At 66.0% G+C, this 13422-nt stretch carries 11 protein-coding genes; 3 read left to right on the top strand and 8 right to left on the bottom strand.

The features are described 5' to 3' along the window. Nucleotides 1-3 precede the first annotated feature (3 nt). The 6 genes from tsaE to ubiE form a co-directional block, all read right to left on the bottom strand. Entirely contained in the window at nucleotides 4-1527 is a 1524-nt protein-coding gene (gene tsaE / locus ACVIIV_RS07000) for a tRNA (adenosine(37)-N6)-threonylcarbamoyltransferase complex ATPase subunit type 1 TsaE (protein WP_456743549.1), read from the bottom strand. After that, nucleotides 1524-4028 carry an ATP-binding protein gene (locus tag ACVIIV_RS06995; protein ID WP_456743548.1) on the bottom strand — a complete coding sequence of 835 codons (2505 nt, stop codon included), beginning with the start codon at nucleotides 4026-4028 and terminating at the stop codon, nucleotides 1524-1526. Before ACVIIV_RS06995 ends, tsaE begins: the two co-directional genes overlap by 4 nt. Before the next feature lie 275 nt (nucleotides 4029-4303). Then, nucleotides 4304-4762 carry a dUTP diphosphatase gene (gene dut, locus ACVIIV_RS06990; protein ID WP_456743547.1) on the bottom strand — a complete coding sequence of 153 codons (459 nt, stop codon included), beginning with the start codon at nucleotides 4760-4762 and terminating at the stop codon, nucleotides 4304-4306. Continuing rightward, nucleotides 4759-6210, bottom strand: coding sequence for a bifunctional phosphopantothenoylcysteine decarboxylase/phosphopantothenate--cysteine ligase CoaBC (gene coaBC / locus ACVIIV_RS06985; protein WP_456743546.1), 1452 nt, complete (start codon nucleotides 6208-6210; stop codon nucleotides 4759-4761). Before coaBC ends, dut begins: the two co-directional genes overlap by 4 nt. Nucleotides 6211-6267: 57 nt before the next feature. Further along, nucleotides 6268-7842: a 2-polyprenylphenol 6-hydroxylase gene (ubiB, locus tag ACVIIV_RS06980; RefSeq protein WP_456743545.1), complete on the bottom strand. Its 1575-nt coding sequence runs from the start codon at nucleotides 7840-7842 to the stop codon at nucleotides 6268-6270. Further along, nucleotides 7839-8600 (bottom strand): bifunctional demethylmenaquinone methyltransferase/2-methoxy-6-polyprenyl-1,4-benzoquinol methylase UbiE, encoded by a 762-nt coding sequence (gene ubiE / locus ACVIIV_RS06975; RefSeq protein WP_456743544.1) that lies wholly within the window; start codon nucleotides 8598-8600, stop codon nucleotides 7839-7841. The genes ubiB and ubiE overlap by 4 nt, the downstream gene beginning before the upstream one ends. Nucleotides 8601-8681: 81 nt before the next feature. Between ubiE and mutM the strand changes: the two genes are divergently transcribed. Then, nucleotides 8682-9587, top strand: a complete 906-nt coding sequence (mutM, locus tag ACVIIV_RS06970; RefSeq protein WP_456743543.1) for a bifunctional DNA-formamidopyrimidine glycosylase/DNA-(apurinic or apyrimidinic site) lyase — start codon at nucleotides 8682-8684, stop codon at nucleotides 9585-9587. A gap of 274 nt (nucleotides 9588-9861) precedes the next feature. On the opposite strand, the gene ACVIIV_RS06965 is transcribed toward mutM, so the two are convergent. Then, nucleotides 9862-10605, bottom strand: coding sequence for a nucleotide-binding protein (locus ACVIIV_RS06965; RefSeq protein ID WP_456743542.1), 744 nt, complete (start codon nucleotides 10603-10605; stop codon nucleotides 9862-9864). A 373-nt stretch (nucleotides 10606-10978) separates the two neighbouring features. Further along, a complete protein-coding gene (locus ACVIIV_RS06960) occupies nucleotides 10979-12277 on the bottom strand; it encodes a serine protease (RefSeq protein ID WP_456748676.1) in 1299 nt (432 codons plus the stop codon). Between ACVIIV_RS06960 and ACVIIV_RS06955 the strand changes: the two genes are divergently transcribed. Both ACVIIV_RS06955 and ACVIIV_RS06950 read left to right on the top strand, forming a co-directional pair. Beyond that, nucleotides 12177-12440, top strand: a complete 264-nt coding sequence (locus tag ACVIIV_RS06955) for a hypothetical protein (protein ID WP_456748927.1) — start codon at nucleotides 12177-12179, stop codon at nucleotides 12438-12440. The genes ACVIIV_RS06960 and ACVIIV_RS06955 overlap by 101 nt on opposite strands. Before the next feature lie 178 nt (nucleotides 12441-12618). Further along, nucleotides 12619-13422, top strand: coding sequence for a HesA/MoeB/ThiF family protein (locus tag ACVIIV_RS06950; protein ID WP_456743541.1), 804 nt, complete (start codon nucleotides 12619-12621; stop codon nucleotides 13420-13422).

Below are 13422 nucleotides of genomic sequence, written 5' to 3'. Positions count from 1 at the left end.
CTGCTATGGTTCTTCGGGCGGCGGGACGTTGGCGAGATACCAATCGCGCAAATGGCTGAGCGTGGGATGCGCCAGCGAGCGCTGGAGATAGGTCCAGATCCGCGGCTGATGGCGCAGATAATGCGGCTTGCCGTCGCGGCGATTGAGGCGGGCGAAGGTGCCGAGCAGGCGCGTGTTCCGCTGCGCCGACATGATAGCGTAGCTCTCGGCGAAACCGGCTGCATCGAAGCTCGCATCGCTTACGCGGCGCGTCTTGATGTAGCTCGACAGCAGCGCCAGCTCGAGGGTTTCAGGGACGTCGACACGCGCATCCTGCAGCAGCGACACCACGTCATAAGAGTGCGGCCCGAGCACGGCGTCCTGGAAGTCGATCACGCCGACGCGTTTGATGGCGTCGCGGTCAGCGAGCCAGATCAAGTTCGGCGAGTGATAATCGCGGATGACCCACGTCTTCGGCCCGGCCAACGGCTTTTTCAGCAACTCGCGCCACATCGCGAAGAACTCTGCGTGCTTCTCATCGCTCAGCGGTGCGTTGCGATCGGGCAGATACCATTCCGGCATCAACCCGATCTCGATCAGTAGCGCCTCGGTGTCGAAGGCAGGAATGGTGTAGGTCTGATCCGGCAGCTGCAGCGTCTGCGGCAATGTCCTTCTGTGCAGCACGGCCAGCACGTCGGTCGCAGCTTCGTAACGTTCGGCGATCGGGCGCGGCGGATCACCTTCGACCACGCCTTCACTGCCGAAATCCTCTGAGATCAGGAAGCCGTGGTCGAGATCGTAATGGTGGATCGCGGGCGCCGAGATCCCCACCACGCGCAAGCCTGCGTCCATGGCAACGAAAGGCCTGATGTTCTCGGCAAGATGCACCGCGGCGCTGTAGGATTTTCCGTTGTACAGCGCCGCACCATCGGGCCGTTGCGGGAAGTTCATGAGGATGACGATCTCATCGTCGCGCAGCAGCCGCGCATAGGAGCGCGTCGAGGCGTCGCCATTCATACGCCGTCGCGTCGCATCGATGTAACCGGATGCGTCGAGGAATTCGCGCAGCGCCTTCAGCCGCGCGACTTGCGCGGCGCCCTTGCCATGGCCGGTGATGTCGGCGGCACGTGCGTTCGAGCCCAGCGCCGGCCGGTGCGTCAGTGCGATGTCGATACGGTCTTCAGGCATCGCCGACGGAGCGCGCTCCGGCCATTCGATCAGCACCAGCGTGGCATCGGGCAGCGGCGACAGCCCGATCTCCTCGAGTTCGCCCTCGTCCTCGACGCGGTAGAGATCGGCATGCAGCACCGGGAAGGGCGGCAGCTCGTAGCCCTGCACCAGCGTGAAGGTCGGGCTCGGAACTTCCAGCGCCTCGTCGCCGGCGAGGTAGCGGATCAGGCTGCGCGCCGCCGCGGTCTTGCCGGCGCCGAGATCGCCGGTGAGGGTGATGACGTCACCGGGACCGACCAGCAACGCAAGGTCGGCCATCAGCTGCGCGGTGGCCGTCTCGTTGTGAAGCGCGACGGAGAATGTGACGGGTACGGTCATTCGGCGGCGTCGCGATGCGCCGCCTGGTCGGTCGGGAAGTCGCAGATCACGACCGTGCCCCGGCCGACGATCGAATCCACCCGCACCTTGCCGCCATGCAGCTCGACGAAGGAGCGCACCAGCGACAGGCCGAGCCCGGCGCCGCGGTGACGCGAGCCCTGCGAGCGGCTTTCGAACCAGTTGAACACCTTGTCCCTCATGTCGGCGGGTATTCCAGGTCCCGAATCTGTCACGGTGAAGACCACGCTGCGTTCGGTGCGGCGCGCGCTGATCCCGACGGTGGAATCCTGTGGAGAAAACCCGACGGCGTTGGCGAGGAGGTTATAGAGCACCTGCACCACGCGCTTTTCGTCGCCGGTGAAGCTGCCGACATCGGGCGCGATCTCGACCTTGAGGCGGATGCGGTCGGTGGCGAGCCGGTCCTGGATGCCCTCGGCGGCGAGCTCGATGGCCTTGCTGACGTCGACTTGCCCGAGTTCCAGCTTCATCGCGCCGGCGTCGATGGTGGCGAGATCCAGGATGTTGTTGGTGAGCGCGAGCAGCGCGTTGGTCGATTTGGTGACGTAGTCGAGATATTCGGCCTGCTTCGGCGTCAGCGGCCCGGTCGAGGGATCGCTGAGGAAATGTGCAAAGCCGATGATGGTGGTGAGCGGCGAGCGCAACTCGTAGGAAACGTGGTGGACGAAATCCACCTTCATCTGGTCGGCGGCCTCCAGCGCCTCGTTGCGCTCGCGCAGCGCGCGCTCGACATTCTCGGTATCGGTAATGTCCTGGAACGTCAGCATGGTGGCGCCGTCGGGCAGCGGCCGGATCATGCCGTCGAGCACGCTGCCGTCCTTGCGCTCCAACTTCAGCGGCACGTCGGCGCGGTTCTCGATCGAGGTGATGGCCTCGCGGATCTGGCGCCAGACTGCGGGGTCGTCGAACAGCTGATGGCACCAGCCTTCCACCGTCTGGATATGCGGCTCGTCGCGCATGGCGTCGCTCGACAGCTTCCACATCCGGACGAAGGCCGGATTGAACAGCTGCGCCTTGCCGTTGCTGCCGAACACCGCAACGCCCTCGGCGAGGCTGTCCAGCGTCTCGCGCTGAACCCGGATCAGGCCGTCGAAGCGGCGGGCGAGGTCGAGGCTCTCGGTGACGTCATCGAACAGATAAGTGACGCCGCCTTCGGGGTTCGGCGTGGTGACGACCGAGAGCGCGCGGCCGTCGGGCAGGAACCAGGTGTCCTTGGCGGTCTCGACCGCGCGGTAAGCTTCGTGCAGCTTGGCTTTCCAGGCGCGGAAGTCCGGCTGCTCCGGCAATTTGCGCGCGGCGCGGAGCTGGTCGAGTATGCTGGAATCGTCCGGATTGGCGTCGAGGAAGTTGCGGTCGAGGTCCCACAGCCGCCGATAGGAATCGTTGTAGAAGGCAAGGCGCCGGTGGCCGTCGAACACGGCAACGCCGGAGGAGAGCTGGTCGAGCGTGCGGCGGTGCGCCTCCGCCATGCGTACCAGCGCCGAGCTCAGCGCATCCGCCTCACTGGCATCGATGGCAACGCCGACGCTGCCGCTGCCAACATTGACGGCGCGTACGTCGTAGATGCGCCGCTCGCCGCCGATCACGATCGGCAGCCGCGAGTTGAAATTGGCCGCGTCCTTCAGCCCCCGCTCCATCGCGGTGCGGTCGGCGCTGTCGAGCAGCTCGAGCTTGCGCTCCTGGGCTTCGGTGACGCTGTTCGCCTCGGTGGCGCGGACATAGGCCGGGTTGGCGTAGGTCAGCGCGCCGTTCTCGCCCTTGGCCCAGATCGGCCAGGGTGCGGCGGCGGCAAAGCCGCGCAGCATCTCGGTCTCGTCGGAGAGCGCCTTGTAGCGCAGATTGGTCTCGGCCAGATCGCGGCGTAGTCCTGAGAGTTCGCGAATCCGGACAATGGCCTGGCCGCCGATGGCGCGGCCGATCGCTTCCAGCGTGTGGCCATACGCCGTGGTCAGCGTCAGCTGGAACCCGTCGCCGCGATCGCGCAGCGCATCGACCGCATGGTCCATCCGCAGCGCGGGTTCCGGCGGCAGCCAGGTTCCGAACGCCAGCACGCGCTGCGGCGAGGAGTCGCGCGGCAGCACCATGGAGATGTCGCCGGAAATCTGCGCGCGATTGTCGCCGGCCGGCCAGGAGATCAGGATCTGCGGCTCGGCGAACAACAGCGCGCCGAAACGGTCGGCCTGGAGTTGCAGTTCCCCGATCCGGGCACGCAGCCGCGCCTCGTTCTTTGCCGTGCGCACCCGCGTGCGCATCAACAGGATCGCGGCCATGACCGAGAAGCCGAGCAAGGCCAGCGCGGTGGCGAGCACCGCGAGTTCCTGCCGGTTGAAATCCAGCATGATGGAGAGGGTGTCGACGAGATCGGCGGCCTTGGCCGGCGCAGCCGGCAGCAGCGCTGCGAGAGCGCCTCCCACCAAGCCGTTGCGCGCCAGCGATGTGCACGACAACAGCGTCCGACGCATCGACACGATCACGCCTGACATAGTTGCCCCAAGACCGCACGAATCTACGCGCGGCGACCCCCGTCGCGCGCGAATCAAAAGACAATACCCTCACCGCGACTCCGCCGGTAAGAGTCCAGATCGTGAACGCAAAGGCGGCCCCACAAAAATGCCGGGCGCGGTTCCGGAGTCACGTAATGCTTCGGATGATTCGGCTGGAGCTGCCGTGCGTTAGCGGGGCTGAAGATTTGGGCGAGATCGCCGCCGCGGAGCAGGTGCGCTCCCTCCGCCGCTTTGCAAGCGGGAGAGGTAAGAAGCTAGCGGCCGGTCGAGCCGAAGCCGCCGGCGCCGCGATCGGTCGTTGACAACGTGGCCACGGGAACCAGCGCGGCCTGCACCACGGGCGCGATCACCATCTGGGCGATGCGCTCGCCACGGTTGATCACGAACGGTGCCGCGCCGTGGTTGATCAGGATCACCTTGATCTCGCCGCGGTAGTCAGCGTCGATCGTGCCCGGGGAGTTCAGCACGGTGACGCCGTGCTTGGCGGCCAGCCCCGAGCGCGGCCGCACCTGCGCCTCGTGCCCGGGCGGTAAGGCGATGGCGAGGCCCGTCGGCACCAGCGCATATTGGCCGGGCGCGAGCGTCATCGGCTCGGCCTCCGGCACCGCGGCCATCAGGTCGAGGCCGGCGGCCTCCGCCGTCTGATAGGCCGGCAGCGGCAGGCCTTCGGCATGGGCGAGGCGTTGCAGTTCGACGGTGACCTTCGTGCTCAAGATGCCGGCTCCCGGGATTTCTCAGTCACGCTTCTGGCGATGTGCGCGACCAGTTCGATGGCGACCTGTTCCTTGGTCATCACCGGCCAGGAATCAACTGCAATCTCGCCGTCCTTCGCACCGTCCTTGCGGCTGAGGAGGTGGACCGTGTTGCGGTCACCGCCCATCACGCCGGTGGCGGGCGAGACGTCGTTGGCGACGATCCAGTCGCAGCCCTTGCGCGCGAATTTTGCTTTGGCGTTCTCGATGAGATGTTCTGTCTCGGCGGCGAAACCGATCACCAGCGGCGGGCGCTTGTCGGTCAGCTTCGAGATCGTGGCGAGGATGTCGGGGTTTTCAACCAGCTGAAGCGGGGGCATGCCGGCTGAAGTCTTCTTCAGCTTCTGCTCGCCCTCGTTGGCGACGCGCCAGTCGGCGACCGCGGCGGCGAAGATCGCGACATCGGCGGGAAGCGCGGCCTGCACCTGCTCCAGCATCTGCCGCGCCGATTCGACATGCTTCACGGTGACGCCAGCGGGATCGTCGAGATCGACCGGGCCGCTCACCAGAATCACCTCGGCGCCGGCCGCCTGCGCGGCGGCGGCGATGGCAAAGCCCTGCTTGCCGGAGGAGCGATTGGCGATGTAGCGCACCGGATCGATCGCCTCATGGGTGGGACCTGCGGTGATCAGCACGCGCTTGCCGGCGAGCGGCTTCGGCACCGGCGGCCGCAGCAGCCGTTCGGCGGCGTTGGCGATTTCGATGGCTTCCGACATGCGGCCGACACCGGCTTCACCCGCCTCCGCCATCTCGCCCGAGTTCGGGCCGATCAGCACCACGCCGTCGCGCTGCAGCTGCGCGACGTTGCGACGCGTCGCCGCGTTGCTCCACATCAAGGGGTTCATCGCCGGCGCCAGCAGCACCTTGCGATTGGTGGCGAGCAGGATGGCGCTGGCGAGATCGTCGGCATGGCCGTTCGCCATCTTTGCCAACAGGTCGGCTGTTGCGGGCGCCACCACGATCAGGTCGCAGTCGCGCGCCAAGCGGATGTGCCCGGCGTCGAACTCGCTCTGCGGGTCGAACAGGTCGGTATAGACGCGCTCATGGGAGAGTGCGCTCACCGCCAGCGGCGTGACGAATTGCTGTGCCGCCTTGGTCAGCACGCAGCGGACCTCGATGCGGCGCTCCTTCAGCCTTCGGATCAGGTCGAGCGATTTGTAGGCCGCGATCCCGCCGCCGATGATCAGGGTGACGTTGGCCTCAGGGACGGCGCCGGTGCGCTGGGGCGTTGGGGCGATGGATAGAGCCGGCGGCGCCGAAAACGGCGTCAGCGGCTCCTCGCGGCCCTCGATCAGCTCCCGCAGGATGACCCTGACCTCTTCCTCGACCGACCTGTGGTTTCTGGCCGAGCGCAGCCGCAGATAGGTTTTGACGGCATCGTCGAGCTTGCGGATGGTCAGGCTTGCCATGACGCCCCTCCAGCACGGAATGATAGCGATGCTATCATTCACATGATTGCAGTGCAATCATAGATTCCGGACGGCGATCAGGATGCCGATGAAGGTCGCGGCGATGATCCAGAGCGCCACGGTGCGCCAGCGGTTCTTGCGGCCCTCGCTGCGCCCCATCGCGGCGATGCTCTCCGGCGACAGCCTGATGCCCTCGCGAGTCATAGTCTCGAGCTGCTCGATGACCTTGACCGAACGCTCGGCGATCTCCGGCAGGCGCATCAGTACGCGCGCGATGTCGCCGGTCCCGGCAAGTGCGCCCTGCACCCGGCCTACGGGTCCGAGATTGCGCTCGATCCATTCGCGCACCACGGGATCGGCGATCTTCCAGATGTCGAGCTTGGGATCGAAGCCGCGTGCCACGCCTTCGACCACCACCATGGTCTTCTGCAGCAGGATCAGCTCGGGCCGCGTCCTCATGTCGAACAGGCCGGTGACCTCGAGCAGCAGCGTCAACAGCCGCGCCATCGAGATTTCCTCGGCGGTGCGGTTGTGAATCGGCTCGCCGATGGCACGGATGGCCTGCGCGAAATTCTCCACCGAATGGTGCGCGGGCACATAGCCCGCTTCGAAATGCACCTCGGCGACGCGGCGATAATCCCGGGTGATGAAGCCGAGCAGGATCTCGGCAAGGAAGCGCCGCTCCTTCATGCCGAGCCGGCCCATGATGCCGAAATCGACCGCGACGAGACGGCCGGTATCATCCAGGAACAGGTTGCCCGGATGCATGTCGGCGTGGAAGAAGCCGTCGCGCAGCGCATGACGCAGAAAGCTCTGGATCACCTTGCGGCCGAGATCGGGCAAATCGACCTGCGCCTCTGCGAGGCGCTTGTGATCGTTGAGCGCGATGCCGTCGATCCACTCCAACGTCAGCACGTTGTGCGTGGTGCGATCCCAGTCGACTTCAGGCACGCGGAAATCGGGATCACCTTCCGTGTTCTCCGCCATCTCGGACAGCGCGGCTGCTTCCAGCCTCAGGTCCATCTCCATCGCCACCGAGCGCGACATGGTGTTGATGACTTCGACGAGGCGCAGGCGCCGCGCCTCGGCCGAATAGGTTTCGGCCCTATGCGCGACGAAGAAGAAATCGGAGAGATCGCGGCGGAACCGTGCGGCGACGTTGGGCCTGAGCACCTTGATCGCGACCGGCTTGCGGATGCCGTCGCGCAAAACTTCGCCGCGATGCACCTGCGCGATCGAGGCGGCGGCGACCGGCGGGCCGAAGCTCGCGAAGATGTCCTTCAGCGGCCGCTCCAGCGAGGTGGTGATCGCGGCTTCCGCCTCGGCTTGCGAGAACGGCGGCAGGCGGTCCTGGAGGCTTTCGAGGTCGCGCGCCATGACGACGCCGACCACGTCGGGGCGCGTGGCCAGGAATTGACCGAGCTTGAGATAGGCCGGGCCCATCCGTGTCAGCGCGCGCGAGATTCGCGGGCCGTGTTTGGTGCCGCGCCGTTCGACGATGCGCGCAAGCTTCAGCGCAAGTTGTCCTGGTGGCGGCACCAGGCTCGGGTCGACCGAGCCGAACACGCCTTCGCGCGCAAACACGAACGCGGCGCGGATCAGGCGCGCAATGTGGGTGAAAGCAGAGATCACAAACGCCAGCCCGAATGCAGTGCGACGATGCCGCCGGAGAGTGTCTGCCAGCTCACACGGGAAAAGCCGGCCTCGCGGATCATGTCGGCGAAGGCGGCAGGCTTCGGAAACTTGCGGATCGATTCGACGAGATATTGGTAGGATTCGGCGTCGCCCGTGACCACGCGGCCGAGCGGTGGGATCACCCTGAACGAGAACAGATCATAGAGCTTGTCGAGGCCGGGCATCTCGACGGTGGAGAATTCCAGGCACAGGAAGCGGCTGCCGGGCCTCAGCACGCGGTAGGCCTCGCGTAGCGCAAGGTCGATCCGCGGCACGTTGCGAATGCCGAAAGCGATCGTATAGGCATCGAAGCTGCGGTCGGCGAAGGCGAGTGCTTCGGCATTGCCCTCGACGAAATCGACCTGGGTCTCGAGATGGCGCTTGGCGGCGCGCTCGCGGCCGACGGCCAGCATGTCGGAATTGATGTCGCAGACCGTGGCATGGAAGCCGGGGCCGGCGGCCTTGGCGGCGCGGAACGAGATGTCGCCGGTGCCGCCGGCGACGTCGAGCAAGGCAAACGGCCGGTCGCTCCGAGGCGGGTCGAGCGCGGTGATCATGATGTCCTTCCAGACCCGGTGCAGGCCGCCGGACATCAAATCGTTCATCAAATCATAGCGTGACGCCACGCTGTGAAACACGTCGTTCACCAGCGTCTGCTTGTCCCCCAGGGGAACGTCTTTGTAGCCAAAATGCGTGGTTTCGCCCGGCCGATCCATTACTCTACTCCACTGGGCGGACCATAGCCTGCCCGCCGCAATGGCGCTATCACACCGCCCTCATAAGGTGAATGCCTGACCATGCCTGAATTGCCCGAAGTCGAGACCGTCCGCCGCGGCCTTCAGCCCGTCATGGAGGGTGCGAAAATCCTCAATGCGGAGGCTCGCCGGCCGGATTTGCGCTTTCCATTCCAGCCTGATTTCGTGGCCCGACTCAGGGGGCAGGTCGTCACCGGCCTCGGCCGCCGTGCAAAATATCTCCTGGCCGATCTCGCCTCCGGCGACGTGCTGCTGATGCATCTCGGCATGTCGGGCTCGTTCCGCGTCATCAAGCCGGACAACGACGCGCAGCCCGGCGAGTTTCACTATCCGAAGGGCAAGGATTCCGCGCACGACCACGTGCTGTTTCGGATGTCCTCAGGCGCCGACATCGTGTTCAACGATCCGCGCCGCTTCGGTTACATGAAAGTGATTGCACGCCATGCGCTTGAAGACGAGCCACTGCTGCGCGGGCTCGGACCCGAGCCGCTCGGCAACGAATTCGACGCCGCGATGCTGGCGCGCTCCTGCGCCGGCAAGACGACGAGTCTGAAGGCCGCGCTGCTCGACCAGCGCGTGGTGGCTGGCCTCGGCAACATCTATGTCTGCGAGGCGCTGCACCGCTCGCATCTGTCGCCGCGCCGGATCGCCGCGACACTGTCGACCAAGGCCGGACAACGCAAAGGCGTCGCCGGGGGCGAGCCGACGGATCATGCAACGCGACTGGTCGGCGCGATCCACACCGTGCTGAACGACGCGATCAAGGCCGGCGGCTCCAGCTTGCGCGATCACCGACAGACCTCGGGTGAGCTCGGCTATTTCCAGCACTCGTTCAAGGTCTACGACCGCGAAGGCGAAAAATGCACGACGCCGCGTTGTGGCGGTATCGTGAAGCGCTTCACCCAGAACGGCCGCTCGACTTTCTGGTGTCCGAAATGTCAGAAGTGACCTCAGGCTTGTCACCGAGAGGCCCTGAGTCTCGGCGAAGGTGATAACCCCACCACGCCGTCATTGCGAGCGCAGCGAAGCAATCCAGAATCCCTCCGCAGCAGCAGTCTGGATTGCTTCGTCGCAAGGGCTCCTCGCAATGACGGGAGGATAGAGCCTTCACTACAACGCGCGCAGCGAAGCAAGCCGGCCGGGCTGGTGGCCGGACTGCTTCGTCGCTTGGGCTCTCACCGGATGGCGAAGAGCCCGACTGTCGCCCGAGCGATCGCCCCGCTCAGGACGCCAGACTCGTGGTCTCGTCTGCCGCACGCTCGGTGGTGATGTGCGGCATGCCATCCGTAGCCGACATGACCTGGTCGATCAGGACATTGCTCGGGGCTTCGAGCTCGAGCCGGGTCGCGATCCAGCGCCAGAGGCCGCGGATCTCGTCCGCCGACTTGCCGTTCGGTGCGAATTCGCTCACCGCGAGGCCGTTCGCAAGCGAGTCCTGGTGGTCGTTGCGCATCACGATCAGCGGACGCGCCAGCACGTCAGCAAGATCGATCGACGCTTCCTCGGCGAGCGCGCCCGCGGCGTTATCGATGCGCTGGCCGCGGATCGGGGTCTGATTCAGCACGAAGCTGTAGGGCCGCTTCCAGGCGCGCGCGACGCTCAGCGTCGAGACGGTCGCCTCGATGTCGGCGACGCTCGGGCGGGCCGGGATCAGGCAGAGATCGGAATGGCGGATCGCAGCAGTGGTGGCGGCGCTGAGGCCGGCCGCAGTATCGACGATCGCGAGCTGGAGGCCGCTGTCGGCGAGCATGTTCAGGCGCGGCGCGATGTCGGCGGCATGGTAGATCGGCTCGACCACGAGATCATCGGCGGCGCGGCGCCGCTGCCAGCTGGACAGGGTGCCCTGCGGGTCGGTCTCGATCAGGCGGACGGTGAAGCCGGCCTGCTTGGCCGCCAGCGCGAGGCCGATGGCGAGCGTGCTCTTGCCGCTGCCCCCCTTTTGGGTGGCCAGTACGATCGTGTGCATTGAAGATCAATCCTTTGGAGTGCTCGGGTCAGGAATACGCCACGCGAACGTGCATCGATCTCGATGCTGAGCTCTTCTCGCTCAGGACGTGCCGGCCCGATCCAAAGGGATCGCGGAGGTCCGAATCAGCCGTAACGATAATGGCGGAATAGCGAATGCCAGCGAATCCGTACCATTACCGGCCCCGTAGTCGTACGTGTGATGGTGCGCAACCGTGCCCCGGACAAAGCGCAGCGCATAGCAATGCGCTGCAGAGCCGGGGCCCAGAAAGCCACTTGCACGGAATTTGAGGAAGCATGGGTCCCGGCTCTGCGGAGCGTCACTTCGTGCCGCGCCGCGTCCGGGACACGGGAGAGTGGAGCTCTCGCGCGGCCTATTTCCGTACGCAGATCACGCGAACGACGGCGGCTTTCGCGTCCGTCGAGGTGCCATTCGGCGTGGCACCGTGCGCCTTCAGGAATCCGCGCACCGCCTCGGCGGAGACCATCACCGCCTGCGACGCCGGTACTGATGTCGCAGGTCCCGCAACCATTGCCGGTTTCAACAGCGCAATGCCGGCGAACTTGCCGTCGCCGTCGATCGCCGGGCCACCGGAAAATCCCACCGCCGGCGGTGGAGACAGTGCGGAATTGCTTGATGTGACCGGCGCCAGCGCCCCCTTGAGGCTCGACACGCCGGCCGCGCCGCCCTGGCTTTGCGGATCGGCGATGCCGACGACATCGACATTCGTCTTCGCTGCACCGCCGGCGAGGTTGAGCGGCTTCAGGCCGCGTGCGCCGTAGATGTGCAGCAGCGCGAGATCGCGCCCCTTGTCCTCGGCGAGACGGTCGGCGCTGCCATAACCGGCGATCGTGATCGCGAGGCAGCCATCGGTGACGAGGCGGTCGGTGACAATCGCGCCGTCGTCGCTGACGACGATTCCGGTGCCGTATTCGACGGTCTTGCGCGGCGGCGGCCCGGCCAGCGGTCCGGACGGAAATGCATTGAACGCGCTCGACATCGCGATCACGACCGGATCGATCGTGTTCTCGGTCGCCTGGTCGTAGAGGATCGTCATGGTGCGGACCTCGTCGCCCCTAAAGGTGCCGCGTACGTAGAATTTCTTCAGGCCCTGCAATCCCGACAACACGAAGAAGTCGGGCTTCACCACGGTGTAGTCGATCTTGCGTCCCGACGGCTCCTTCTCGAGATCGGCGAGCTTCGCCGAGGTCGGGTTCACCTCCTCACGGCGGCTGAGAACCACCTGCACCGTCCCTGTCGGCGACGTCCATTTCGAGCCGTTGGCGTCGCTTGCCTGCTGCGGCACCAGCTTGCCGGGGATGCCGAGCCGGGCGCCGCTGGTCGGCTCCGTCACGATCTTCCAGCCGACGCTCTCCTGCTTCTTTCGCGCCGTCTCGGCGAGCGCGGCGCGCTCCTGCGGATTGAGCACGCCGGTCGGCTTGCCGCCCTTGGCCTTCTGGTACTCCTTGATGGCGTTGACCATGCGCTCGCTGATGTCGCCGGTGATGGCGCCGTTGTACTGGCCGACCCAGGCGAGGTCGGACTGGAGCGCCAGCCGCTCCGCTTTTGCCATGGCATCCGCCGTCGCCGACGGCGTCTGCATTGCGGGAGGCTGGACCGGGACGGTCTGGACCGTTTTCGGCTTGGTGCCGGCGACTTGCGATGTCGTCATCTGGGCGTGCGCACCCGTGGCGGCCGCAAACATCAAGGTTGCCGCAAGCATCGATCTCATGACAAATCCAGCCAGCCCATTGAACGCCGAAACATTGAAAAACATGCCATTGAAGCACATCTCGTTGGTCGCGAACAATGTCGCGGTGGTTCAGGTGGCGTAGAGGCCACGGACTCAGGCCCTCATCCTGAGGAGCGGCCGAAGGCCGCGTCTCGAAGGATGGCTGCAGGCGAGATCGGGGCCTTCATGGGTCGAGACGGCGCGGAGCCTGTCATCGGGCCGCCCTTTGGGCGGACCCGGTGGCGCCTCCTCACCATGAGGGTTGAGAGGAACGAAAGACCATGCTGAACCCGGACGAACTCGAACGCTATGCCCGCCATATCGTGCTGCGCGATGTCGGCGGGCCCGGCCAGGCTGCGCTGAAACGGGCCTCCGTGCTGGTGGTCGGTGCCGGCGGGCTCGGCGCGCCCGCTTTGATGTATCTGGCGGCTGCCGGCGTCGGCACGCTCGGCGTGGTCGACGATGACGTGGTGTCGCTGTCCAACCTGCAGCGCCAGGTGATCCATACGACGCCCGATATCGGCCGCCACAAGGTCGAGAGCGCCGCCGAGCGGATTGCCGCGCTCAATCCGCATGTCCGCTTCGTGGGTCATGCCACCTGGCTCAACGCCGACAATGCGCTCAGCCTGATCGGCAACTACGACCTCGTGCTCGACGGCTCCGACAATTTCTCGACGCGCTATCTCGTCTCTGACGCCTGCTTCTTCGCAAAGCGGCCGCTGATCACGGCGGCGCTCGGCACTTTCGACGGCTCGCTCACCACCATCCGCGCGCATGAGACGAACGAGCAGGGCGAGTTCAATCCGACCTACCGCTGCCTGTTTCCGGAAGCGCCGCCGCCCGGAACCGTTCCGGCCTGCGCGGAAGCTGGCGTCATGGGCGCACTGGCGGGTGTGCTCGGCTCGATGATGGCGCTGGAAGCGATCCGGGAGATCGTAGGCTTCGGCGACGGCCTCGTTGGCCGCCTCCTGATGATCGATGCGCGCGCGATGCGCTTCGAGACGCTGCGCTACGCGCGCGACCCCGCCAATCCGCTCAACGGCGATGGGCCTGTGATTACCGACCTCAGCGCCCATCGCACCTGA

It is taken from the genome of Bradyrhizobium sp. USDA 4354 (assembly GCF_054060315.1).
Note: the sequence above shows the minus strand (reverse complement) of the source record. Positions and strands in the feature narration are given on the sequence as shown.